We start from the raw sequence: 23,337 nt of genomic DNA, 5'->3' as shown, positions 1-23,337 counted from the left end.
TTTTGTTTTGATGTGGCTATTATCGGTAGCTGAAAAAATTAAAAGCTGTTCTAGATCAAGTTTTGATAGTCAAAAGGTATTCAGTCACATTAGAATTTGATTTAGATTAAGTTTTTGGCCAAGTTGAGTTCATTTATGAGTATTTTATTAGTAATTCCCAATCGTAATCTCGATAAACTCATTGCTAAATTCCAAAATTTATTACCAAACACCACAATTGAAGTATGGCCAAATGTAAAAGAACCCCAGGAAGTTGAATACATTGTGGCTTGGCAACCTCCTAAAGGATCGTTAGCGCCCTATACAAATTGTAAAGCAATCGCTTCTTTTGGCGCAGGTGTCGACAGCATATTACAGTATGATGGGCTACCTGACGTACCGATTACCCGCATAGTGGATGAAAATCTTGCAAAAGATATGAGCCGCTATGTTCTTACACATATTTTGGCGTATCAGCACCGTGTAGAAACTTATTTTAAACAGCAAATAAAACGCGAGTGGAAACCGAAAAGAGCGCGTGCTGGTAATAAAGTAACTATTTTAGGAGCAGGGCAGTTAGGTTCAGCTTGTGCGAATTTATTACACCTAAATGGTTTTGATGTTTCTGTATGGTCACGGACGAAAAAGTCATTAGCAAACGTTAATTGTTATGGCAGCGATCAATTAACCGACGCGATACAAAATGCAGACTATATTGTGTGCTTACTACCAGCCACAAAAGAAACAACACACTTTATTAATCATGACTTTTTAGCAAAAGTAAAAGAAGGGGTTGTTTTGATTAATGTTGCACGGGGTAATATCGTTGAAGAGCAAAGTTTGCTAAAGGCATTAAGTATTAATCATGTGGCGCATGCGATTTTAGACGTCTTTAGCGTCGAGCCATTACCAAAATCTCATGCATTTTGGCAGCATGCTTGTGTGACAATTACACCACATTGTTCTGCTTTGAGTAATGTGGATACAGTTACTCAGCAGCTATGTGAAAACTATTTGAGACTAATGCAAAACCAACCTTTGTTGAATGTAGTGAATAAAGACCTAGGTTATTAAAAATACTGGTTGTAAAACCAGCACTTTAATGGGTTGTTAAAATTTGTAAATTGTTTAGAATGATTGTCCAGTACAGATTATGTACTAAAAAACAATAATAAAAATACATTTTTGGGGGAGTTATGCACCGCGCAATGACAAAAGGCATCAAATTAAGCTCAGTCGCTTTATTGGTTGCTTTTTTAGGAGTGAGTGCTTGGTTCACTCAGGCTGATGAAGCCGTAAACCAAACTACAGTAGTAACAAATGCAGAATAAGGCTCAATTGAGCCTTATTTTTTTGCGTGAATTTCTCTATTCGCTAATTTAGCTTGCTCATTTTTACTCAGCAACACATAAACCGCGCTATAGCCACCATGGTGGGTTTGCGCTGTATGAAAACCAAGAACAAACGGAAAGTGAACCAACCAGGCATTAACATAGCTTTTCATTTTGGCTGGTTGCTCGGTATTCTCTTTACCGACGCCGTGTTTTATTAATACCATACGGATGTTTCTGCGGTGGCACAGCGTTAGTTCATTTATTAAGGTATCTTGTGCTTCTTTTATTGATAGACCTTGCAGCTCTATTTTTGCATCAATATCGTATTTGGCTAAACGCAGATTCTTAAATACGCCGGCTTGTAACCCAGGTGACTTAAAGCTGATATAGTCGTCAGGAGCGATAAAAGTAACTTGTGTATTTGTTAGCGCATCATTAAGCAGGCTTATTTGTTTACTACTTTGTTGCTTGAAGAAATTATTCAGCGCGTTTTTTGCATTAGTGCTAGGGGTTGTTATTGCATCTTGCTTTAACGGTGTAACATCAGCCATTTGCTGAAGGAAGAAATCAGAGTCTGAATTAGACATGGCATGGCCCCGAAAATTACGAAATCATGCCGCTATTGTATCTTTATGCTTAGTTCTGTTCTAGCTGATACTGTGTATAAACCTTAAAAAGGTAAAATGCATTAATCAAAATTAGAGTGATATTTGATAAATGTTGTTGTGGATCCGTTGTCATGCTTTGCATAACAAAAAGCGATACCAATGAAATTGCTGCAAACAGCTTGATAACCTTAGTATTACTAATAAAAAAGGCACCAATACATAAAGCGACAATAACAAGGTTTGTTGATAAAAAGATAAAGTTTTCCACTTGGTGCCTCCGATAATTCTAAGTGGCGAGAATTATCGGAGCATTTAGTGTTTTCTTCAAACGAGAAAATCTACAATTTTCAAATAAAAAAAACTAATCCGAAAATAGGTGTGTTAAAACAGAAATAAAACCTTCTCGCTTAACTATTTGATATTTATGACATCCTACGTTTTGGTTAATGTTATCGCATAAGTAGATCTTGCCTTGTTCAATTTCGCCAGCAAGCGTTAAATCAGAATCTAAAATAGTTGCAGGAAGACCTAGAAAACCAGGCCAATAGATACTGGTGCCAACGACATTAAGCTTTTGGTAAGAGATCATCTGTGGCTTTGGAATAATAAGTGCTGCAATTGCAATAAAGGCTAAAGTTAACCAAATGCCTTTTTTTGATTTAGCCTCTTTAGTTGCAACTAACGGCTTTGAAGTCGTTTGTTGATTGGCAACAGCAGGCTGAGGTTGCATACTGCTTTTTGGGGCTGTACGCTGTTTTACTTTTTTCTTGTTTGTTGAGCCGCCCATGAGCGACTGGCGCTTAATTTTAATAGACATATGTATTAATTCGTTTGACAATAGTGTCATTAATTTGTGATCTGAATTATAAGTATATAAGTTTAACATTATAATTCATTAATAAATACGGGACGATTTATGAGTGGTGAGCACGCTATTTTAATAGTAGACGATGTAGGGACAGTGAGAAATTTTCTTCACCAAACATTAATTCACTTTGGTTTAGCAAATATCGATGAAGCTTCGACAGCACAAGCATGCTTAGAAAAAATTAAAAATAAACAGTATGACGTTATATTTTTAGATATTGAATTACCAGATGGTGATGGCAAAGAATTGATTAAAGAAATCAATGCGATATCGCCAGAAGCAAATGTTGTAATGGTATCGGCGCATTCAACAGTTGAAAATGTAAAAGATGCAATTGAACGAGGCGCAAAAGGGTTTGTTGTTAAACCGTTTTCCCCAAAAAAGATTGCGGGCATTTTGAAAAAATTAATGCCTGAACTGGCGATTTAATTTTTTAGCTTGAATTTCAGGCATAAAAAAACCGGTGTTAACCGGTTTTTTTATTTGCAAAATTAAGTACTAATTAAAGTGCTTTAATTTTTGCAGCAAGACGGCTCTTGCTACGAGCTGCTTTGTTCTTGTGAATTAGACCTTTAGTTGCGTAACGGTCTAAAACTGGAACTACTTTTTCGAAAGCTGCTTGCGCGCCTTCTTTGTTACCCGCTTCGATTTCAGCAACTACTTTCTTGAAGAAAGTACGCATCATTGAACGACGGCTTGCGTTGTGCTGACGACGCTTTTCGCTCGTAATAGCACGTTTTTTTGCAGACTTGATGTTAGCCAAGGTTTGCTCCTAACAATCTTAAAATAAGCTTAATTTAAAGGCCGAGGAATATGCCAATATAAAGTGCAAAAGTCAATTACTTTTGTACTTTTGTTTAGCTTAAAAGCTGTACTGGCTTGCCTCAACCGAACAAGTGGCGGGAGTATATCAAATAAGCACTTATTAATACTAGTACTTAACAAGATAAATTATCGCTACAAAGTGAATACCTCGGTGTCATCATTGTAGCAGTTTGTGGCATACTGAGGGACTGAATTTACTTTATGTCTTAAAAATATAGGTGGGACAGTGGCGAAAGGCCTATTTCGATCTGGTATGGTTGTGAGTTTCATGACCTTTTTATCACGTATTTTAGGATTAGTACGTGATGCTGTCACCGCGCATTTACTTGGTGCGGGAGCTGCTGCCGATATCTTCTTGTTTGCTAATAAAATTCCTAATTTCTTACGTCGCTTATTTGCAGAAGGGGCGTTTGCGCAAGCGTTTGTACCCGTATTGACCGAGGTGAAAGAAAAAGACGGTGATAATGGCGTGCGTTTATTTGTAGCACAAGCCGCAGGTACGCTTGGTACGGTTTTATTAATTGTCACTATTTTAGGTGTTATTGGTTCAGGTGTTGTGGCGGCGATTTTTGCGCCAGGTTGGTACAATGAATACCTAGCAGGCGGAAATGAAGGGTTTAAGTATGAACTTTTTAGCCAAATGCTTAAACTGACTTTTCCGTATTTATTTTTTGTCAGTCTAGTTGCACTTTCTGGCGCGGTTCTAAATGTTTATAACCAGTTTTCAGTCGCTGCATTTACGCCTGTGTTATTAAACATTTCTATCATCTTTTGTGCGTATTATTTTCACGATAAATTTGAATTTGGCGCGTTTGCGATGGCGCTTGGTGTGTTTATTGGCGGCGTAGTGCAACTGTTGTTTCAATTGCCATTTTTACGAAATAACAAGGTGCTGGTAAAACCAAAGTTTGCCTGGCGCGATAAAAACGTAAAAAAAGTGCGTACGTTAATGTTGCCCGCGATGTTTGGTGTATCAGTAAGCCAAATTAATTTATTGCTCGATACTGTAATAGCATCGTTTTTAGTTACCGGCTCTGTCGCTTGGCTTTATTACTCTGACCGTTTAATTGAATTTCCACTTGGCTTGTTTGGCATTGGTATCGCAACGGTTATTTTGCCAACCTTGTCTAAATTACATGTAAATGATGACCCGCGACAATTTCAGGCGACTGTGGATTGGGGGGTAAGATTTGTTATGTGGCTTGGTATTCCTGCCTGTTTTGGTTTAATTGCGTTAGCTCCCATCATTATCAATGTGTTATTTGGCCATGGCGAATTTATGGCAAGTGGTAATCATGTAGATAAAGTGGCTATGGGCGTAACAGCGTATGCTACTGGCCTTTTAAGTTTTATGTTAATTAAAGTGCTAGCACCTGCTTTTTACGCAAAACAAAATACTAAAACACCTGCCAAAATTGGTGTTGCGGCAATGGTGTTAAATATGGTGTTTAATTTAATGTTAGCGCCTATTTTTGGTTATTTAGGGTTGGCACTTGCCACATCGCTTTCAGCAACCTGTAACGCAATTTTGCTTTATTATTTTTTACAAAAACAGCAGGTTTACCGCGTATCAAAAGACACTAGTTGGTTTTTTATTAAATGCCTTATTTCAAGTGTTTTGATGTTTGTTGCTGTGTATCAATTACAAGAGTATTTTGTTTGGCAACAGCAAGGATTTACTCAGCAAGTGATACTGTTAAGTGGATTTATTGTATCTGCTGTCGTTGTTTATTTTGTACTCTTGTTATTAATGGGTGTGCGATTCGGACAAATAAAAAATATTAACTGATAATCGAGTAAAAAAAGTCTATAATCGGGCGCTTAAATTTGAATTCACTTTTTTTGAGGTTTCTTAGTACGTAATGGAGTTAATCCGCGGTATACACAATATAAGGCCGAAACACAAAGGCTGTGTATTAACTATTGGTAATTTTGATGGTGTGCATTTAGGGCATCAGGCGGTTATCAAGGGGCTAATCCAAGATGCAAAAGAGTATCAATTACCAAGTACGGTAATGATTTTTGAACCTCAACCTCAAGAATATTTCAGAAAAAGTGATGCGCCAGCGCGATTAACGCGCTTGCGAGATAAATTGGCATTGCTATCTAAGCTTGGTGTGGAACGTGTGATCTGCATTAAGTTTAATGAAGCCTTTGCAAATCAATCTGCAGCAGAATTTGTCGAGCACATTTTAGTTGAAAAACTGGGTGTAACTGCGCTTACCGTAGGTGATGATTTCCGTTTTGGTAAAGGCCGTACGGGTAACTACGAGATGTTGCAAACAAATGGTGCTCAGTATGGTTTTAAAGTCAAAAGTACAGCAAGCTTACGCCAACAAGATTGTCGTGTTAGCAGTACTGCAATTCGCATCGCACTGAGCAATGGCGAAATTGCACTGGCAAATGAAATGCTTAGCAGACCATATAGCGTGATTGGCAAAGTGGCACATGGTTGGAAAAAAGGGCGTGAGCTTGGTTTTCCAACTGCGAATATTCCGCTAAAGCGACAAGTGAGTCCGCTAAGTGGTGTTTACTGTGTTCAAGTCACAGTGGCAAACAAGATTTATTATGGGGTTGCTAATATAGGTATTAAACCTACCTTTAACGGCAAGCGCACCCTTTTAGAAGCGCACCTATTTGATTTTAATCGTGATCTTTATGGTCAGATTATCGAAGTAGCACCTGTGCATAAACTTCGAGATGAAAAAAAGTTTGATAGCTTTTCAGAGTTAACAGCACAAATTGCTTGTGATGTTGAAGCTGCAAAAGCCTATTTTGATTTAATTTAGTAGCCGATACGGAAAGTAGAATTAAATGAGCGACTACAAACATACCTTAAATTTGCCGGAAACTGAGTTTCCAATGCGTGGTAACTTAGCACAACGCGAACCACAAATGCTTAAATCTTGGTACGAGAAAGACTTATATGGTCAAATCCGCACCGCTAAAAAAGGCAAGAAATCATTCATTTTGCACGACGGTCCTCCGTACGCAAATGGCGATATTCACTTAGGTCACTCTGTAAATAAAATTCTTAAAGACATTATTATTAAGTCTAAGACGCTATCTGGCTTTGATGCGCCATATGTACCGGGTTGGGACTGTCATGGTTTACCAATTGAACTACAAGTAGAAAAGAAAGTAGGCAAGCCTGGTAAAAAAGTATCTGTTGCAGAATTCCGCGAAAAATGTCGTGAATACGCGAAAAAGCAAGTTGAAGGTCAAAAGGCTGACTTTAAACGCTTAGGTGTGTTTGGTGATTGGGATAAGCCATACTTAACAATGAACTTCGATTTCGAAGCAAACGCAATTCGCGTGCTTGGTCGCATCATTAAAAATGGTCACCTACACAAAGGTTCTAAGCCTGTTCATTGGTGTACTGATTGTGGTTCGGCACTTGCTGAAGCAGAAGTTGAATACCAAGATAAGCAATCACCTGCAATTGACGTTAAGTTTACTTTTGTTGATGAAGCTGCACTTATCTCTAAATTTAATTTAGCAGATGGTCATGAAGGTGAAGGCGATATCAGCATTGTTATCTGGACAACAACACCATGGACGCTTCCTGCTAACCGTGCTGTTGCAGTACATGCTGGTCTTGAATACAGCCTAGTACAGGTTGAAACAGAGCAAGGCAAACAACGTTTAGTATTAGCATCTGATCTTGTAAAAGATGCAATGGATCGTTACGGCGTTGATAAGTTCCATGCACTTGGTTATTGCCAAGGTTCTGACCTTGAATTACTGCAAACTAATCACCCATTCTATGATTTCACAGTACCTGTGATTTTAGGTGAGCACGTAACAACTGATTCTGGTACAGGTGCAGTACATACAGCACCAGGCCACGGTCAAGAAGACTTTGTGGTTGGTCAGCAGTACAACTTAGAAGTTGCAAACCCAGTGGGTGCAAATGGTGTTTACTTACCTGATACAGAGCTATTTGCAGGCCAACATGTATTTAAAGCGAATGCTAGCGTAATTGACGTATTAACTGAAAAAGGTGCGTTAATGCACCACCATGCGCTTAATCACAGTTACCCACATTGTTGGCGCCACAAAACGCCAATCATTTTCCGTGCAACACCACAGTGGTTTGTTAGCATGGATCAGGCTAACTTACGTCAAGATTCATTAAACGAAATTAAAAAGACTCAGTGGTTACCAGAGTGGGGCGAAAGCCGTATTGCGAACATGGTTGAAGGCCGCCCAGATTGGTGTATTTCGCGTCAGCGTACGTGGGGTGTTCCAATTGCACTATTTGTTGATAAAGATACGGGTAGCTTACACCCAAATACTGCTGAATTAATCGAACAAGTTGCTGTTAAAGTCGAAGAAAAGGGCATTCAAGCTTGGTATGACCTAGAAACAACAGAACTATTAAGTGCAGCCGATGCAGAGCAATACGTAAAAGTACAAGATACGCTAGACGTTTGGTTTGACTCAGGTGTGACGCACGCATGTGTGGTTGATGCACGTGAAGATTTAACGGGCCCTGCTGATTTATACCTTGAGGGTTCTGACCAACACCGTGGTTGGTTTATGTCGTCAATGATGACATCAGTTGCCATTAACGGTCACGCACCATACAAGCAAGTGCTTACTCACGGCTTTACCGTTGACCAAAATGGTCGCAAGATGTCTAAGTCGCTTGGTAATGTAATCTCACCACAAGACATTATGAACAAGATGGGTGCAGATATCTTACGTCTATGGGTTGCATCAACTGATTACACAGCTGAAATGACGGTTTCTGATGAGATTTTCAAACGTTCTGCAGATCGCTACCGTCGTATTCGTAATACTGCACGTTACCTATTAGCAAACTTAAACGGTTTCAATCCAGAAACTGACATGGTTGCAGCAGATGATATGGTTGCGCTTGACCGTTGGATTTTAGACCGTGCAGCGGTATTACAAGATGAGCTAATTGCAGCATATGACGAATATCAAATGCTGGTAGTTACGCAAAAACTAATGAACTTCTGTACTGTTGAATTAGGTTCATTCTACTTAGATGTGATCAAAGATCGCCAGTACACAGCAAAAGCTGACAGTGTTGCACGTCGTTCATGTCAAACAGCGCTTTATCATATCGCTGAAGCAATGACTCGTTGGATGGCGCCAATTATGAGCTTTACAGCACAAGAAATTTGGCAAGTACTGCCTGGCAAACGCGATGAGTTTGTATTTACAGGTGAGTGGTACCAAGGTCTGGTTAAAGCTGATTCAGCTAAGTTTGATAACAACTTCTGGCAGCAGCTACTTGAAGTACGTGCAGAGGTGAACAAAGTTCTTGAAACTGCACGTAAAGAAGAGAAGATTGGTGCGACGCTACAAGCGGAAGTGACACTTTATGTAGGTAAATCACTGGAAGAGCAATTAGCTGCACTAGGTGATGAACTACGCTTTGTATTATTAACATCTAAAGCGGTTGTTGAAAGCAAAGAAAATCGTCCAGCAGATGCTGTGGCAAGTGATATTGAAGGTCTATTTATTGCTGTTGCAGCAACGTCGGCTGAAAAATGCGAGCGTTGTTGGCATTACTGTGATGATGTAGGCACTCATGAAGAACACAAAGATATTTGTGGCCGCTGTGTAACTAACGTAGATGGCGAAGGTGAAGTTCGTCAATTTGCTTAGGGGATAGGCGTGTTAAAAGGACGTAGTGGTCTTATTTGGTTAGTGCTCAGCATCTTTTTGCTGGCACTTGACCAAATATCTAAATGGGTAGTAAGTACAGAAATGTCGCTCTACCAAACAATTGATATTTTGCCCGTTTTCAATTTCACTTATGTGCATAATTACGGAGCTGCATTTAGCTTTTTAAGTGAAGCAGGTGGCTGGCAAAAGTACTTTTTTAGTACGATTGCAGTGACTATAAGTGTGCTGCTGATTTATTGGTTAAAGAAATTACCAGCAACTAATAAATTACTGTGTAGTGCGTATGCATTAGTTTTGGCAGGTGCAATTGGTAATTTGATTGATCGCTTAGTACATGGATACGTAATAGATTTTCTTCATGTATATTATCAGCAATATGATTTCCCTGTGTTTAATATCGCTGATGTAGCAATCAGTATTGGCGCAGCGTTGCTGTTACTTGATGCGTTTTTTGAGCAAAAAGAGAGCGATAAATGACAGATTTAAAGATTAGTGAGAACTCAGAAGTTATTTTCCACTTTTCGATTAAGTTAGAAGATGGTTCGGCTGCAGACTCAACCAAAGTGCACAACAAACCAGCTAAACTTGTAATGGGTGATGGTAGCTTAACGGCAAACTTTGAAAAGTGTTTGCTTGGTTTATCAGCAGGTGATGAAAAAAGCTTTAAGCTAGCACCTGAAGATGCGTTTGGTATGCCAAACCCAGATAATATTTATTATGTTGACCGCACTAAGTTTGGTGCTGATACACCTGCTGAAGTAGGTGCAATTATTGCGTTTACACAACCGGATGGCACCGACTTACCGGGTTTAATTCGCGAAGTTGCAGGTGACTCTGTTACGGTTGACTTTAATCACCCATTAGCGGGTCAACACGTTGAGTTTGAAGTTGAAATTTTAGAAGTGCGAAACTAATGAAAATTTTATTGGCAAACCCTCGTGGCTTTTGTGCTGGTGTTGATAGAGCAATCAGCATAGTTGAACGCGCGCTAGATTTATTTAAACCACCGATTTATGTACGCCATGAAGTGGTACATAACAAATATGTGGTAAATCGCTTAAAAGACCGCGGCGCTATTTTTGTTGAAGAGCTACACCAAGTGCCTGATGATAATATTGTTATTTTTAGTGCGCATGGTGTATCGCAAGCCGTAAGACAAGAAGCTAAGCGTCGCGAGCTCAAAGTGTTTGATGCAACTTGCCCGCTGGTTACTAAAGTGCATATGGAAGTAACGCGCGCGAGCCGTAAAGGTACTGAGTGCGTGTTAATTGGGCACCATGGTCATCCCGAAGTGGAAGGCACAATGGGTCAGTACGATAATGATGAAGGCGGTATTTATTTGGTTGAAACGCCGGATGATGTTGCGACTTTATCAGTGAAAGACCCAAATAACCTGTTTTATTGCAGCCAAACAACGCTGTCGGTGGATGATACTGCCGATGTGATTGATGCACTACGTGCAAAATTCCCTAATATTCACGGCCCACGTAAAGACGATATTTGTTATGCGACACAAAATCGTCAAGATGCAGTGCGAGATTTAGCCGATAAAGCTGATTTAGTGTTAGTTGTCGGGGCTAAAAATAGCTCTAATTCAAATCGTTTACGTGAGTTAAGTGCAAAAGTGGGTACGCCTGCACACTTAATTGATGATGCATCTGTTATGGAACAAAGTTGGTTTGCTGGAATTAGTACGGTTGGTGTTACTGCAGGGGCATCTGCACCAGAGGTATTAGTACAACAAGTGGTAGATCAACTAAAAGCTTGGGGTGGTACGGAAGCTATCGAAAACCCAGGCGAAGAAGAAAACATCATTTTTGCGGTACCCGCTGAATTGAGATAATTGTAAGGCTTGCTAATGATTTCAATGAGTCAAATTAAAGGTGATTTATTAGCAAGCTTACTTAATGATAGAGCACTGCTGGCAGTCATTATTGTTGGACAGCTGTTGGCAATTATTTTAACCTTTTCTCCATTACTCCATACCGATCCTTGGCTGACACTCGCACCTGTGAGTTTGTTTATTCACTTTGTGTCACTTGCAAGCCTCAGTTCTATTTACCTTTTAAAAACACAATTGCGTAAAGCCAGTTATCACCAACAACTGATGGTGTTGATTTTAGTTATCTGCGGTTTTACTTTAGCCACTAGTTACTTAGTTTTTTCGCTAGAAATTCTAGAGAATATTACTCTGTTTGAGTTTTTGAGTAGAAACTTACTTATCGCTTTTATTATTGCTGTCCTTTACGCGCAATTCAGTATCATGCATGCAGAGCGGGGCTATTCAGAACAAATTGCCACACAAGCGCAGCTTAGCTCGTTACAAGCGCGTATTAGGCCACATTTTTTGTTTAATAGTTTAAATATTGCCGCTGAACTTGTTTATCATAATGCTGAAGATGCAGAGAAAACGATCTTAGCACTAGCTGATTTATCGCGTGCAGCAATGCATTGTGATGAAGCGATTCCGTTAGAAAAAGAAATTTTACTGGCACAGCAGTATATGTTGGTAGAGTCATGGCGCTTCGGTGACAGATTAACTATTGACTGGCAATTGCCTGAGCAGTTGCCTGAATTGAATGTGCCCGCATTGACTATTCAGCCGCTATTGGAAAATGCGATTTGTCATGGTGTGGAACCAAATGAAGGTCGCTCTACTGTGTCAGTTCAGTTATTGGTCAGTAGCAGTTCCATTTCACTTATTGTTGATAACCCTTATTTGCAAGATGCATCAAAATCTCGTCCTTCAAACGGGATTGCAGTAGAGAACATTAAAGAGCGCCTACATATGTATTTTGGTCAGCGCGCTAAACTTACGCATTTTATTCAGGGCGAGCGCTTTCGAACAAAATTAGTGATCCCGAGATAGTTATGAATGTATTAATTGTTGATGATGAGCCTTTAGCAAGAGCGAGAATTTCTAGGTTATTGCAAAAACTGCGACCTGATTTTTCAATTTTACCCTTAGCCGGAAATGCAAACGAAGCACTCAATATATGCAGTGATGTTATGCCTGACTTAGCGCTGTTAGATATTGAAATGCCGGGTATGTCAGGCATTGAACTTGCCCAAAAATTAAAAGAGGTTGAGCCGCCCCCCGCAATTATTTTTATTACCGCTTATACAGATAAAGCATTGCCAGCATTTTCAGTCTTGCCTCAAGGTTATTTAGTAAAACCGGTTGATGAAGTATCGCTAGCTAAAGTTTTGTCAGGGTTGCAATTGGCTCACCGAGCCCAAACAGCGCTCAAACAACAAGAAGCATTAGAGTATCTAGAAAATGGTTTACACAAACAAATATTAATTGCCGATATCAGATTGATAAAATCAGAAGATAAATACCTTAGAGTGATTACACCCTCACGTAGCTTTTTAATTGAAGGCTCACTTAAAAAGCTATTGAACGACTACGCACTCTTTTTTGTGAGAGCACATCGCAATACCATAGTAAACAGTAGTTACCTTTACGAGATTGGTCACGACAGCAATAAACATTGGCTAAAGCTACTTGATTTAGATGACAAAATTGAAGTTAGCCGCCGAGAGTGGCCTAATTTAAAACAACTGCTTCAAAAATAAATACCGTTTATCGGAAATTCTTACCGTTAATAACTTGTAAATTGAGTTTCGTTTTTCGTTCAGCGACTATTAAACTAGAAAGTTTTCAGTTTAAAGGATGAATGAAAAATGCGAATACAGAATTCTCTTTTTTCCTCTTTTAAGAATAAACCTCGAAATAAAGGTTTCACACTCATTGAAGTGTTGATTGCTTTTATCGTATTAACTATTGGTTTATTAGGTACTGTTGCGTTGCAAACCAGTGCAAAACAGGCTAGCTATGATGCAAACCAGCGTAGTGCTGCATTAGCGCTTGCAAATGATATTGTTGAACGCATTCGAGCGAATGACACTGCTGATATTGTTGCAAATTACTCGAAGACATTCAGTTATTTAGATACACCAGTTGAGAAAAATTGTTTAAATACTCAATGTTCTTCTTCTAATATTGCTGAATATGACCTTTTCCAATGGCTAAAGGCACTTAGAGTTGCTGATAACACGGGCTCACTTGCAAATGGCACTGTATGTATTATGCCTTCCCTTGATGGTAAAGGTGTCAACTTACGCGTTGTAGTTGCATGGCAAGGACGTCAAAAAATATCAGAAACAACTAACAAAGATATAAAATGCGGTACTGTTTCTAACCGTAGAACGGTGGTTTTGGATAGCTATGTATTTATGAGGTCAGCTTAATGCGAAAGGTTAATCTAATTAAACAATATGGATTTACCATGTTGGAATTAATGATTTCACTGTTTGTTGGTGCATTTATACTGGCAGGCGTGATGTTTACCTATCAGGGTATGAAGTTGACCACAGCCGATACTATGGATATTGGTGAGTTACAAGAATCTGGTCGCATGGCAATGGACTTATTAAAGAGGGATATTGAATTAGCTGGTTTTTGGGGGAATTTCCCACGAACTCCAAGTGTTTCAATTTTAACATCCGCAAGTCCAACATCACCTGCAACAGATTGTAGCGAAGGAACTAATAACTCTACATTCCCACAAGGTGGAGCTGCCGCCAATACAGCATTTAAGGTGATTTATGCTAAAGAAGCTAAATCGGGAACTGAATTAAACTGTGTTAAAAGTCCGCTTGTGGGAAGTGATATATTGCAGATTAAGCGTGTTTTAGGTCAAGAAATTACGGGTGCTACTTCACCAACAAATACTTATTTTATTGCTACGACACAATCTGTGAGCTTTTTAAGGGGCACTGGTGCGGTAATTAATCCAGGTGGAAACGCAAAAGTATGGGAATATGCGCACAATGTATATTTTGTTCAAGATCAAACCTACACTTTAAACGGCAAAAGTGTTTCTGTACCGACATTAAGACGAATGCGACTAACAAATGGTGAAATGCGTGCTGAAACTGTTATGGAAGGTGTAGAAAATATTAGATTTATCTTCGGGTTAGATACAGATGGCGACTACAGAGTTGATACATATAAAACAACATCTCAAATGTCTGCAAATGATTGGGATCAGCAAGGTGCAGTTGTAACTAGCGTGCAGATCTTTCTGCTTGTACGCACTCTTGAGGAAGATAGGCATAATCCAGTTTCAAGCCAAACATTTATTTTGGGTGGTGAAGGCGATCTTAAGAGAGAGTTCACTTTCAGTGATGGTTTCCGTCGTAAACTTTTAACTTCGACAGTTCGTTTAGTGAATGTAGGGAGTGACCAATGGGCAATTTAAATAAACAAAAAGGTGTTGTACTTGTTGCTGCTATGCTTATGATTTTAATGGTATCAGGCATTGCTGTAAGTGTAATGAGTGGTAGTGCCTTAGATAGTAAAATGGTGAATGCAACACAGGAAAGTTATCGAACAGAGTCCATTGCTCGCGGAGATACAGAAAAACAAATTAAAGAGCAACTTGATAATAAAGGTGCAAGTAAATTTTTATTAAAGAAAAGTGCTTATGGTTCTGACACAACGATTACGCTTTCTTCAACAGGTTCAAAAATAGTTATGGTGAATGAAAATACGAGCCCTGTAACAGACTTACTCGAATGTCCACCTCGTTTTGCCCCTACTCCAAATATCAAATGTAATTATTTGAAACTAACTACGTCAAGAAAATATGGTAAAGGTGATAAGCACACCATGACGCTGAACACTGGTCTTGAGCAAGAAATGATGGGAGGACAATAAAATGATTCGTTTATATTCATATAAAAAATTATTTTTTCTCGGAGTGATTTTACTTTTCTTTCCATGGAGTTCTAAAGTTTTTGCTGAAGACATAGAAATTTATGTCAACTCATTACTTAACGAAAAGGAAAAAGCGCGAGTAATGTTAATGTTCGATACCTCGGGCAGTATGCAGTGGTCATCTGTTTCAGGTGATCAATGTGGTGAATACAGAGATGTTGACGTTGAATATAGATATGACGAAGACACCGGCGATATAGATAAGCATTGCCTACGAAAAGAATGGAGTAGTAGGAAAGGCCGATATGTATGTAAAAAATGGGATACTTACACTGTAACTGAACGTCGTTTTTACAATGTTGAGTGCTCTACAACAGCTGGTGCTGACGGGAAATGCTACCAATATAACGACACTAAAGGTTGGTATCAAAGTACTTGTGATGATTCACGCATGAAAGTGGCTAAAGATGCTGTTGTATCATTAATAGATGCGACAGAGGATGTGGATTTTGGTCTAGCTCGTTTTGGCTCTGGCAATTCTGGCTATATGCTTTACGGTATTGGTTCTGCACCAAGTAAAGATGCGCTTAAATCTAAGGTTCTTAGTTTACCAGCTTCAGGTGCAACACCTTTAATGGACAGTGCTTTTGAAATTTATCGTTACTTAAGCGATGGTAATGTATTTGAAGCCACTAACTTTGGTGGACGAGATACATCAATTGATGATGGTAGTAGTTATACATCACCATTTAGAGCAGCAGCAGATGGTAAACTTCGCTGTGACAACAATGCTTATGTTATTTACATGACAGATGGTGACCCTAATGGTGGAACCTCATCAGCCGTAAATATTCAAGGATTAACAAAGACATCCTACTCCAGCACGGAGACTTTGTTACCAGAACTTGCTAAATATATGGCAACAAACGATCAATATCCAGACACACCTGAAGATAACTTTGTTTATACTTATACCATTGGGTTTGGTAATGGTATGAAGCAAAGTTCGATTACAATGCTTAAAAACATGGCTGCTGAAGCTAACGGTAACGGTAAATATCAAGATGCAACAAATGCAAGTAAACTAGCTGAATCTTTAGGTGCGACAATAAACGATATTTTAGATAGGGTAGGTAACTTTACTTCACCTTCTGTTGCCGCAAGTCAAAGTGATAATACGCGGACAAAAGAATTTGTATATTATTCTTTATTTGCCCCTTCTGGTTTCGCAAAATGGAACGGTAACATTAAAAAATTAAAAATCGATGGTCAAAAAGTAGTCGACCAGACTGCTGTCAATGCTATTGATGATAATGGTGGAATTTTAGAAACTGCAAAAACATTTTGGAAAGATTTCTCTGCTCAAACAGGAGGAGCAGTACCTGCTGCTGATGGAAGTAACGTTACAGTTGGTGGGTTAGATGACCAAATTACAGATCCTACAACACGTCTAATCTATACGGATGTAGGTGGTTTTAGTCAATTGAATAAAACTAATAGCAGTATAATAAGTGCCGTCAATAGTGCTCTTCAGTCTCACTATGGAACTACTCCAAAAACAGGTGATGCCGAAGCTATGATAGATTGGATGAGAGGTATTGATAGCTACAATACCGATGGAACAGTTGTTGCCAGAAATCACATTCTTGGAGACGCTCTTCACTCTAAACCTGCAGCAATTACATATGCATCATCGACCGATGATAAAACATATTTACTTTGGGGAACTAATTCAGGCTTCGTACATCTTTTTGAGGACACAAGTGAAACTGCAGCAAAAGAAATCTGGTCTTTTATTCCTTCAGAGTTATTTGCAATTCAACCTGCCCTGAGAGACAGTGATTCAGGTAAAAAGTATGGTATGGATTTGACACCGACGATTTATCATGACGACAGTAATGGTGATGGCAAGGTTAACGCAGGTGAAACAGTTTGGGCATTTCTAGGAATGAGACGAGGTGGCAGTGCTTATTATGCGCTTGATATTTCAGACCTTGCTAGTCCAAAATTGTTATGGAAGAAAACAGCCGCTGATTACCCTAAACTTGGGCAAACTTGGTCACAGCCTAAAGTAGTGTATGTAAATATTCCCTCTTATACTGAAAAGCCATTGCTGGTATTTGGCGCAGGTTATGATCAAAAGCAGTTTGAAGAAGGTGCTGATAATACTGTAGGTGCCGCTGTTTATTTAGTTGATGCAGAGTCAGGAACTCTTGTTTGGAGCACTGATAACATATCTTTTGATGGCCAAGACAGTATTACAGGAAGAATTGCCACACTCGATTCTGATTACGACGGTTATACTGATAGGTTGTATGCTGCTGATACAGGTGGGAAAATTTGGAGGATTGACTTAGCAGGAAATAATACTTCAAATTGGTCTGCATTTGAGTTTGCAACTTTGTCAGGTAACTTTTTTTATGAACCAGAAGTTGCACGTAGTTACTATAGTAAGGTTACGAATTATGAGGTAGAGGGCGAAGTAATAAACGTTACTCGAAACACAATTCCATTCGAAGCTGTTGTAATTGGAAGTGGTGACAGAACCAGCCCTTTAGATCAAACAAGCAGTGATTATCTCTATATGATTCGTGATTTAAATGTTATTACGAAATCTTATAAAACTGATATCCCGTTCTCAATAGATTCAACAAAATTGATGAGTATTGACCCGAACACGTTTGGTAGTCTTACTACAAGTTTAGAAAAGTTTGTAGAGAAAGAGGCTGAATATTCACAATATACTGGTTGGAAGTATGCACTTACTGGGGCAGGAGAAAAAGCACTGGCAAAGCCTGCTATTATTGGTGGTGTAGCATACTTTCCTACATTTATTGCAGGTAGTTCAGGTAGCTCTTCATGTTCATTGACTGGAGGAGAGGGTCGATTATATGCATTCCATCTTCACTATGCAGTGAATATCTATGATAAAACTTATTTGAATACAGGCGATAGCATTCCTCCTACTCCAGAGCTTGTATTTTCTGAAGGTGATGATAAAAACTCTCAGTTTTTACTTATAGGCATAGGTTCAGGTGAAGAAAACTCAGGCATTATTAAAGCTAAATCAATAATTGATAATGCAATACCATTTATGAAAGATGGTGAGATTCAACTTGTTGGTGGCTTTTCAGGCTTTAAAACACACCGTAGCTATATGTACCGAGAAACAAGTAACAAGGTAAATTAAAGATGAAAGTAATTAGAGGCTTTACGTTAATAGAATTAATGATTGTAGTTGCAATAATAGGCATTTTATCTGCGATTGCTTACCCTTCGTATTTGAGCTACCTATATAAAGGTTCAAGAGCTGAAGCCATGTCTTCTTTGCTTGAAATTGCTAATCGTCAAGAACAGTTCTATGCCGATAATCATAGATATACATCAGCATTGGGTGATTTGGGAGTTGCAAATACAAGTGATACTGGGTTATTTTCTTTGACGCTTACTTCGGATGGTAGTTCTTTTACAATCTCGGCATCTCCGTTGGATTACCCAGCAACAAAAGATCCTGAGTGCTCTGGATTTAAAATAGACGAACTTGGTCAAAAAACAGCATCAGGTTCAGGGGGGAATAACACTTGTTGGAATAGGTAAAACATTCATGAGTATTCCTCGAATAAGTTAAAATTTTCCGAACAAAACGCCTGATTTACTAAATCAGGCGTTTTTTATATTCAGATATAATAAATTGATTCGGTAATTACGCTATATTTACAACTCTTGTAATAAAACTAAATTAAAAGTCAATTAGTTGAATCGAAATTTTTGAGTTATTTATTTAAATTATTTTTTCAAATGGCGTTCTGAAACCTTCGACCTTATGCTATTAAGCAACTATTTTTTAGGAATTTTGTCTTAACATTGTCTTTGTAAGTGCTTACAAAAATACTTTCCTATCTTACGCAAAAGAGTTTAATCTTTCTTATCTCGAGTGACAAACTAATCAAGGACGAAACACAACAATCAATAAAAGTGCTAAATTAGCATTTTATTTCTTTTAGTTAATGGTGTTATAGCGTTGGTATTTTGCATTTATCAGAGTCTTTTATACGAACCCTTCCTACTTGACTTACTGTAATTTGGTTTCCTGTTAGGTCTGTGAAAATTTGATTACAATAAAGGAAGCTACCAGATTGCATAAAATTGATTGAACCATCAGCTCTATAGGTTATTGCTGTGCGAGGATAATCAAGTTCATCATTTTTGTGTATTTTAGCAATAACTTTAATGATGTATTCATTTTCGTCTAATGATAAATTGCTATTTCCATCTTCGAAGATATAAATGGCATTTTGCCAATGGTCGGTACAACTTCCTGAGATTAAAGGGCAAACGGTGATGTTTGTTGCGTGTGAGACGGCATACCCCCTTGCTAAATGCAGCGACTTAATTATTTTTGTAATTGAATTATCAAGACGGCTTTGAGCTAAAAAGCGAGAAAGGTTAGGGAGTGTAACACTAGTAACTATCCCTAGGATTACTGCCGAAGCTAAAACTTCAACGAGAGTATGACCAAAATAATAACGCTTCATCCGTGAAGCCTCATAAAATAAGTAGATGTCTGAAGCTTAGTCCATTTAAACGGTTCCGCAAGTAAGCACATTTCGGCCAAGTTGCCATGTATTTCCTGAAACACTAATTTGAAGTGCAGAAGTGTTCTCATTTTTACCATTCGGACAAATCACAAATTGATGCTCTTGATTAACTCTTCCTTGGCTATCAATAGTAATGGCTGTGGTACCTTTCTCCTGGCTAACCTTATCATTTGAATTTGGCAAAGACATGACCCTTATTAATTGATCGTTAGTCGTATTGAAGTTTAAATCTTGTGCTTTATCTACAAAAGCAATAATTGGTAGGTTTTTCCAATCTGAGGAACAAGCCCCTCCACTTTCTGGATCAGCAATAGGACAGACAACAACAAACTCATCTGTAGATGTAGCTTTGGCACGGGCATATTTAATTGTTCTGCTGAATTCATCAATAAAGTTATCTGCGCGATCTGATTCTAACATCGGCCCTAAGTTAGGCAGTGATATAGCTGTGACTATACCCAATATCGCAAGTGTTATTACGACTTCTAGTAATGTAATACCTTGTTGTACATATTTCATATTCTGTACCTCCTTTGGCTATTATACGCTTTTAAAAATCACAAGCCAGTAGACCATTTAATTCATTTAGAACAGTTATTTATATTGATTTTAATATTCACCATTTTGTCTATAAGTAAATACCTTGAATTGATGAGTTAACGCGATAAAATGGAGATAACTAGCAAATTGGAAATGGTTCGATGAAAAAAATAGAGGCAATTATTAAGCCCTTCAAACTGGATGATGTTCGTGAAGCGCTTTCTGAGATAGGTATTACAGGCATGACTGTGTGCGAAGTGAAAGGTTTTGGTCGTCAAAAAGGGCATACCGAGCTTTATCGTGGAGCCGAATACATGGTTGATTTTTTACCAAAAGTAAAACTGGATATTGTGTTAGCAGATGAAGATGTTGATCGCGCCATCGACGTAATAGTTGAAACGGCACAAACAGGTAAAATTGGTGATGGTAAGATTTTTGTGTCAGAAGTAGAACGTGTTATACGCATTCGTACACAAGAAGAAGACGAAGCTGCGATTTAATCTTTTTCAAGCATTCAAAAATAAAAAAGGGGCCTATAGAGCCCCTTTTTTATTTTCAAAATTGTATTTATTTGTTTGCATCTAGCACTGCTTGGGCGTTATTTTTTAACTCGCTTAATCCGAGTTTGTCATAACTTTTAACCATTAATTCAAGTGCTTGCGTTGTATAGCTACTCTTTGAAAAATGTTCTACAACATATTTACAACGGTTAGCTGCTGCTAGGTATGCTTCACGCTCATAATAGTAATTCGCAACTTTAATTTCATAACGAGCCATTTTATTTAAAAGCCACGCCATGCGTTTTTTTGCTTCATCGGTATATTTACTATCTGGGTAGTTTTTTACCAATGTTGCGAAGTCTTCATAAGCAATGCGTGTGCGTTTTGTGTCACGATCAGCGCGGTCGATGCCAAAATACTCTTGGAACGCGTTTTCATGCGCTTTGATATTTACTAAACCACGCATGTAGTACATGTAGTCTAAATCTTTATGATTCGGGTTTAACTTAATGAAACGGTCAATTGTTGCAGTCGCTTGTTCGGTATTATTAGATTGATAATACGCGTACACTAAATCCATTTGAACTTGCTTAGATAACGGACCAAATGGGTAGCGAGAGTCAATTGCACTTAATAATTCAACTGCACGCACATACAAACCTGAATCAAGCGTTTCTTTAGCATCTTGATAAAGGGCTTGTGCTGATTTATTCGGAACTCTTTGAATTTCTTCTTCATCTGGTGCAGAAGAACATGCTGATAACACTGAGATTGCAAAAAACATTGCAATAGAACGTTTACTAAGCGAACGCTTCCCAACTACGTTTGTCATTAAAATACACCTTTTTATTATCTTGTTTGGGATTCCACCCTAGGCTCAGTCAGCAAAACCGAGTAAACTATGCATATTAGCGATTCTAACCGAGTAAGCAATAGCTTGCATTGGATTTTACATAATTAAGCGGCACAATGGCAGAGCAAATTACTTTAACAGCTGAAGTACCAATTGAACTAGGTGGTAAACGTCTAGACCAAATTTTAGCGCAAATGTTCCCAGATTATTCGCGTTCGCGAATTAAAAACTGGATCCTCGACAATATGGTAACTGTCGATGGTGAGGTACGAAATGTACCAAGAGAAAAATTAATGGGTTACGAACACATTGAAATCAATGCAGAACTTGAAACAGAAGTTGTTTTTGAAGCGCAAAAAATTGATCTTGATAAAGTGTACGAAGATGATCACATTCTAGTTGTAAACAAACCTGCTGGTTTAGTTGTGCATCCAGGTGCAGGTAACCCTAATGGCACGATGTTGAATGCATTATTGCACGATTACCCAGGCATAGATGCGGTTCCGCGTGCAGGTATTGTGCACCGTCTTGATAAAGACACAACAGGCTTGATGGTGATTGCTAAAACGGTACCAGCTCAAACACATTTAGTTGCTAACCTACAAGCAAGGCGCAATTTTACGCGTGAATACGAAGCGATTTGCAATGGCACAATGACTGCGGGTGGTATGGTAGATGCGCCAATTGGTCGTCACAACACAAAACGTACTCATATGGCGGTAAATCCGTTTGGTAAACCAGCTGTGACACATTACCGTGTTGCTGAAAAGTTTAGAGCACATACGCGTTTACGCCTACGCTTAGAGACCGGCCGTACGCACCAAATCCGTGTGCACATGGCACATTTAAATCATGCGCTTATTGGTGATCCGCTCTATCATGGTAGACCTCGTCCACCAAAAAATGCATCACCTGAATTTATTGAAGTGCTACGTAACTTTAAACGCCAAGCGCTACATGCAGTTAAATTGGAACTTGAGCACCCAATTACAGGTGAAATGATGAGTTGGCAAGCACCGATCCCTGAAGATATGCAACTGTTAACAGAAGCGCTTCGCCAAGACACCAAGGCTAATCCGAGTATCGGATATTAATGCAAACACTTGCGTTAAATTGGCAAGCACCAGCAAAGGTAATTGCCTTTTCAACCACACGAAATGGAGGCGTTTCAAAAACGCCTTTTAATTCTCTCAATTTAGCATTTCACGTTGAAGATAACCCTCAAGATGTTATCGAAAACAGAGCGCTTCTCACAAAGCGATTACCAAAGCCCGCATTTTGGTTATCGCAAGTTCACAGTAATAAGGTTATTGTGGTTGATGCTAAAAGCGAACCCGACCTGTTAATTGAAGCCGATGCACTTTATACACGGCAAACGAATACGCCACTTGCAATCATGACGGCTGATTGTTTACCTGTATTTATTTGTTCTGAATTTGGAGATGAAGTAGCTGTTGTGCATGCTGGTTGGCGCGGGTTATTAAATGGGGTGATTGGAAATACCTTAGCGTGTTTCAAAGCAACAAATTTAATCGCCCACTTTGGCGCAGCAATTGGCCCAACTGCATTTGAAGTTGGCAAAGAAGTACGCGATGCATTTTGTGACAAGCATAAAGAAGCTAACAGTTGCTTTAAACCTATCCTTAACCAGCCGAATAAATTTTTAGCAGACATTTACCAACTGGCGCGGCTTGTACTTGCAAAAAATAATGTAATCAAGGTAACAGGTGGAGAATACTGCACTGTTAATCAAGAAGATTTATTCTTTTCCTATCGCCGAGATGGCAAAACAGGGCGCAATGCACATATTATTTATATTGAACAATAAATAGTCACATTAGTG

The 23,337-nt window shown here is 38.7% G+C and carries 26 protein-coding genes; 19 read left to right on the top strand and 7 right to left on the bottom strand.

Annotation, left to right across the window (positions count from 1 at the left end):
- The first annotated feature begins 135 nt into the window (after nucleotides 1–135).
- Nucleotides 136–1,053 carry a 2-hydroxyacid dehydrogenase gene (locus AAEU29_RS05625; protein WP_421972423.1) on the top strand — a complete coding sequence of 306 codons (918 nt, stop codon included), beginning with the start codon at nucleotides 136–138 and terminating at the stop codon, nucleotides 1,051–1,053.
- A 122-nt stretch (nucleotides 1,054–1,175) separates the two neighbouring features.
- Nucleotides 1,176–1,310, top strand: coding sequence for a hypothetical protein (locus AAEU29_RS05620; protein ID WP_274763241.1), 135 nt, complete (start codon nucleotides 1,176–1,178; stop codon nucleotides 1,308–1,310).
- 14 nt (nucleotides 1,311–1,324) lie between these two features.
- Here AAEU29_RS05620 and smrA read toward each other — a convergent pair whose 3' ends face one another.
- From smrA to AAEU29_RS05605, 3 genes are all read right to left on the bottom strand, one after another.
- Nucleotides 1,325–1,900, bottom strand: a complete 576-nt coding sequence (smrA, locus tag AAEU29_RS05615) for a DNA endonuclease SmrA (RefSeq protein WP_421972422.1) — start codon at nucleotides 1,898–1,900, stop codon at nucleotides 1,325–1,327.
- Between the two features lie 49 nt (nucleotides 1,901–1,949).
- Complete coding sequence (locus AAEU29_RS05610) at nucleotides 1,950–2,189, bottom strand: hypothetical protein (protein WP_274763243.1); 240 nt, start codon at nucleotides 2,187–2,189, stop codon at nucleotides 1,950–1,952.
- 93 nt (nucleotides 2,190–2,282) lie between these two features.
- Entirely contained in the window at nucleotides 2,283–2,738 is a 456-nt protein-coding gene (locus AAEU29_RS05605) for a hypothetical protein (RefSeq protein WP_421972421.1), read from the bottom strand.
- Nucleotides 2,739–2,837: 99 nt separating this feature from the next.
- On the opposite strand from AAEU29_RS05605, the gene AAEU29_RS05600 reads away from it, so the two are divergent.
- The gene (locus AAEU29_RS05600) at nucleotides 2,838–3,218 is read left to right on the top strand and encodes a response regulator (RefSeq protein WP_421972420.1); all 381 of its coding nucleotides are present in this window, start codon (nucleotides 2,838–2,840) and stop codon (nucleotides 3,216–3,218) included.
- 73 nt (nucleotides 3,219–3,291) lie between these two features.
- Here AAEU29_RS05600 and rpsT read toward each other — a convergent pair whose 3' ends face one another.
- Nucleotides 3,292–3,552: a 30S ribosomal protein S20 gene (gene rpsT, locus AAEU29_RS05595; RefSeq protein WP_274763246.1), complete on the bottom strand. Its 261-nt coding sequence runs from the start codon at nucleotides 3,550–3,552 to the stop codon at nucleotides 3,292–3,294.
- Nucleotides 3,553–3,840: 288 nt separating this feature from the next.
- Here rpsT and murJ point away from each other — a divergent pair, with 288 nt between their 5' ends.
- From murJ to AAEU29_RS05530, 13 genes are all read left to right on the top strand, one after another.
- On the top strand, nucleotides 3,841–5,403 hold the full coding sequence (gene murJ / locus AAEU29_RS05590; RefSeq protein ID WP_421972419.1) for a murein biosynthesis integral membrane protein MurJ: 1,563 nt from the start codon (nucleotides 3,841–3,843) through the stop codon (nucleotides 5,401–5,403).
- A gap of 73 nt (nucleotides 5,404–5,476) precedes the next feature.
- On the top strand, nucleotides 5,477–6,403 hold the full coding sequence (gene ribF, locus AAEU29_RS05585) for a bifunctional riboflavin kinase/FAD synthetase (protein WP_421972418.1): 927 nt from the start codon (nucleotides 5,477–5,479) through the stop codon (nucleotides 6,401–6,403).
- Between the two features lie 25 nt (nucleotides 6,404–6,428).
- Nucleotides 6,429–9,257: an isoleucine--tRNA ligase gene (ileS, locus tag AAEU29_RS05580; RefSeq protein WP_421972417.1), complete on the top strand. Its 2,829-nt coding sequence runs from the start codon at nucleotides 6,429–6,431 to the stop codon at nucleotides 9,255–9,257.
- Between the two features lie 9 nt (nucleotides 9,258–9,266).
- Nucleotides 9,267–9,755, top strand: coding sequence for a signal peptidase II (gene lspA, locus AAEU29_RS05575; RefSeq protein ID WP_372766878.1), 489 nt, complete (start codon nucleotides 9,267–9,269; stop codon nucleotides 9,753–9,755).
- A complete protein-coding gene (gene fkpB, locus AAEU29_RS05570; RefSeq protein ID WP_274763586.1) occupies nucleotides 9,752–10,192 on the top strand; it encodes an FKBP-type peptidyl-prolyl cis-trans isomerase in 441 nt (146 codons plus the stop codon). Before lspA ends, fkpB begins: the two co-directional genes overlap by 4 nt.
- Nucleotides 10,192–11,121: a 4-hydroxy-3-methylbut-2-enyl diphosphate reductase gene (ispH, locus tag AAEU29_RS05565; RefSeq protein ID WP_421972416.1), complete on the top strand. Its 930-nt coding sequence runs from the start codon at nucleotides 10,192–10,194 to the stop codon at nucleotides 11,119–11,121. Before fkpB ends, ispH begins: the two co-directional genes overlap by 1 nt.
- A 24-nt stretch (nucleotides 11,122–11,145) precedes the next feature.
- The gene (locus AAEU29_RS05560) at nucleotides 11,146–12,147 is read left to right on the top strand and encodes a sensor histidine kinase (protein ID WP_421972415.1); all 1,002 of its coding nucleotides are present in this window, start codon (nucleotides 11,146–11,148) and stop codon (nucleotides 12,145–12,147) included.
- 2 nt (nucleotides 12,148–12,149) lie between these two features.
- On the top strand, nucleotides 12,150–12,857 hold the full coding sequence (locus AAEU29_RS05555; RefSeq protein ID WP_421972414.1) for a LytR/AlgR family response regulator transcription factor: 708 nt from the start codon (nucleotides 12,150–12,152) through the stop codon (nucleotides 12,855–12,857).
- Nucleotides 12,858–12,965: 108 nt separating this feature from the next.
- A complete protein-coding gene (pilV, locus tag AAEU29_RS05550; protein ID WP_421972413.1) occupies nucleotides 12,966–13,532 on the top strand; it encodes a type IV pilus modification protein PilV in 567 nt (188 codons plus the stop codon).
- Nucleotides 13,532–14,545, top strand: a complete 1,014-nt coding sequence (locus AAEU29_RS05545; protein ID WP_421972412.1) for a PilW family protein — start codon at nucleotides 13,532–13,534, stop codon at nucleotides 14,543–14,545. The genes pilV and AAEU29_RS05545 overlap by 1 nt, the downstream gene beginning before the upstream one ends.
- Nucleotides 14,533–15,003, top strand: coding sequence for a hypothetical protein (locus AAEU29_RS05540; RefSeq protein ID WP_421972411.1), 471 nt, complete (start codon nucleotides 14,533–14,535; stop codon nucleotides 15,001–15,003). Before AAEU29_RS05545 ends, AAEU29_RS05540 begins: the two co-directional genes overlap by 13 nt.
- A 1-nt stretch (nucleotide 15,004) precedes the next feature.
- On the top strand, nucleotides 15,005–18,193 hold the full coding sequence (locus tag AAEU29_RS05535; protein ID WP_421972410.1) for a pilus assembly protein: 3,189 nt from the start codon (nucleotides 15,005–15,007) through the stop codon (nucleotides 18,191–18,193).
- Between the two features lie 2 nt (nucleotides 18,194–18,195).
- Nucleotides 18,196–18,600, top strand: a complete 405-nt coding sequence (locus AAEU29_RS05530; protein ID WP_421972409.1) for a type IV pilin protein — start codon at nucleotides 18,196–18,198, stop codon at nucleotides 18,598–18,600.
- A 416-nt stretch (nucleotides 18,601–19,016) separates the two neighbouring features.
- On the opposite strand, the gene AAEU29_RS05525 is transcribed toward AAEU29_RS05530, so the two are convergent.
- Nucleotides 19,017–19,538: a GspH/FimT family pseudopilin gene (locus AAEU29_RS05525; RefSeq protein WP_421972408.1), complete on the bottom strand. Its 522-nt coding sequence runs from the start codon at nucleotides 19,536–19,538 to the stop codon at nucleotides 19,017–19,019.
- Nucleotides 19,539–19,583: 45 nt separating this feature from the next.
- Nucleotides 19,584–20,120, bottom strand: a complete 537-nt coding sequence (locus AAEU29_RS05520) for a GspH/FimT family pseudopilin (protein ID WP_421972407.1) — start codon at nucleotides 20,118–20,120, stop codon at nucleotides 19,584–19,586.
- A 182-nt stretch (nucleotides 20,121–20,302) separates the two neighbouring features.
- Here AAEU29_RS05520 and AAEU29_RS05515 point away from each other — a divergent pair, with 182 nt between their 5' ends.
- Complete coding sequence (locus AAEU29_RS05515; protein WP_038640527.1) at nucleotides 20,303–20,641, top strand: P-II family nitrogen regulator; 339 nt, start codon at nucleotides 20,303–20,305, stop codon at nucleotides 20,639–20,641.
- A 67-nt stretch (nucleotides 20,642–20,708) separates the two neighbouring features.
- Here AAEU29_RS05515 and AAEU29_RS05510 read toward each other — a convergent pair whose 3' ends face one another.
- Nucleotides 20,709–21,473 (bottom strand): outer membrane protein assembly factor BamD, encoded by a 765-nt coding sequence (locus AAEU29_RS05510; RefSeq protein WP_421972406.1) that lies wholly within the window; start codon nucleotides 21,471–21,473, stop codon nucleotides 20,709–20,711.
- A 137-nt stretch (nucleotides 21,474–21,610) separates the two neighbouring features.
- Between AAEU29_RS05510 and rluD the strand changes: the two genes are divergently transcribed.
- Nucleotides 21,611–22,588, top strand: a complete 978-nt coding sequence (gene rluD, locus AAEU29_RS05505) for a 23S rRNA pseudouridine(1911/1915/1917) synthase RluD (RefSeq protein ID WP_421972405.1) — start codon at nucleotides 21,611–21,613, stop codon at nucleotides 22,586–22,588.
- A complete protein-coding gene (pgeF, locus tag AAEU29_RS05500; RefSeq protein ID WP_421972404.1) occupies nucleotides 22,588–23,322 on the top strand; it encodes a peptidoglycan editing factor PgeF in 735 nt (244 codons plus the stop codon). The genes rluD and pgeF overlap by 1 nt, the downstream gene beginning before the upstream one ends.
- The last annotated feature ends 15 nt before the right edge of the window (nucleotides 23,323–23,337 follow it).

Origin of the sequence: Pseudoalteromonas aquimarina (assembly GCF_049257255.1) — a bacterium.
Taxonomy (GTDB): domain Bacteria; phylum Pseudomonadota; class Gammaproteobacteria; order Enterobacterales; family Alteromonadaceae; genus Pseudoalteromonas.
This window is presented reverse-complemented; position numbering and strand designations above follow the sequence as displayed.

Bases quoted from the DNA above. Each gene is read 5' to 3' on its own strand.
- AAEU29_RS05515 (WP_038640527.1), top strand. From the start codon at position 20,303: ATGAAAAAAATAGAGGCAATTATTAAGCCCTTCAAACTGGATGATGTT.
- AAEU29_RS05620 (WP_274763241.1), top strand. From the start codon at position 1,176: ATGCACCGCGCAATGACAAAAGGCATCAAATTAAGCTCAGTCGCTTTA.
- pgeF (WP_421972404.1), top strand. From the start codon at position 22,588: ATGCAAACACTTGCGTTAAATTGGCAAGCACCAGCAAAGGTAATTGCC.
- AAEU29_RS05600 (WP_421972420.1), top strand. From the start codon at position 2,838: ATGAGTGGTGAGCACGCTATTTTAATAGTAGACGATGTAGGGACAGTG.
- rluD (WP_421972405.1), top strand. From the start codon at position 21,611: ATGGCAGAGCAAATTACTTTAACAGCTGAAGTACCAATTGAACTAGGT.
- ribF (WP_421972418.1), top strand. From the start codon at position 5,477: ATGGAGTTAATCCGCGGTATACACAATATAAGGCCGAAACACAAAGGC.
- fkpB (WP_274763586.1), top strand. From the start codon at position 9,752: ATGACAGATTTAAAGATTAGTGAGAACTCAGAAGTTATTTTCCACTTT.
- AAEU29_RS05625 (WP_421972423.1), top strand. From the start codon at position 136: ATGAGTATTTTATTAGTAATTCCCAATCGTAATCTCGATAAACTCATT.
- pilV (WP_421972413.1), top strand. From the start codon at position 12,966: ATGCGAATACAGAATTCTCTTTTTTCCTCTTTTAAGAATAAACCTCGA.
- AAEU29_RS05520 (WP_421972407.1), bottom strand. From the start codon at position 20,120: ATGAAATATGTACAACAAGGTATTACATTACTAGAAGTCGTAATAACA.
- AAEU29_RS05545 (WP_421972412.1), top strand. From the start codon at position 13,532: ATGCGAAAGGTTAATCTAATTAAACAATATGGATTTACCATGTTGGAA.
- AAEU29_RS05530 (WP_421972409.1), top strand. From the start codon at position 18,196: ATGAAAGTAATTAGAGGCTTTACGTTAATAGAATTAATGATTGTAGTT.
- AAEU29_RS05525 (WP_421972408.1), bottom strand. From the start codon at position 19,538: ATGAAGCGTTATTATTTTGGTCATACTCTCGTTGAAGTTTTAGCTTCG.
- ispH (WP_421972416.1), top strand. From the start codon at position 10,192: ATGAAAATTTTATTGGCAAACCCTCGTGGCTTTTGTGCTGGTGTTGAT.
- AAEU29_RS05555 (WP_421972414.1), top strand. From the start codon at position 12,150: ATGAATGTATTAATTGTTGATGATGAGCCTTTAGCAAGAGCGAGAATT.
- AAEU29_RS05535 (WP_421972410.1), top strand. From the start codon at position 15,005: ATGATTCGTTTATATTCATATAAAAAATTATTTTTTCTCGGAGTGATT.
- AAEU29_RS05510 (WP_421972406.1), bottom strand. From the start codon at position 21,473: ATGACAAACGTAGTTGGGAAGCGTTCGCTTAGTAAACGTTCTATTGCA.
- AAEU29_RS05540 (WP_421972411.1), top strand. From the start codon at position 14,533: ATGGGCAATTTAAATAAACAAAAAGGTGTTGTACTTGTTGCTGCTATG.
- AAEU29_RS05605 (WP_421972421.1), bottom strand. From the start codon at position 2,738: ATGTCTATTAAAATTAAGCGCCAGTCGCTCATGGGCGGCTCAACAAAC.
- smrA (WP_421972422.1), bottom strand. From the start codon at position 1,900: ATGTCTAATTCAGACTCTGATTTCTTCCTTCAGCAAATGGCTGATGTT.
- ileS (WP_421972417.1), top strand. From the start codon at position 6,429: ATGAGCGACTACAAACATACCTTAAATTTGCCGGAAACTGAGTTTCCA.
- AAEU29_RS05560 (WP_421972415.1), top strand. From the start codon at position 11,146: ATGAGTCAAATTAAAGGTGATTTATTAGCAAGCTTACTTAATGATAGA.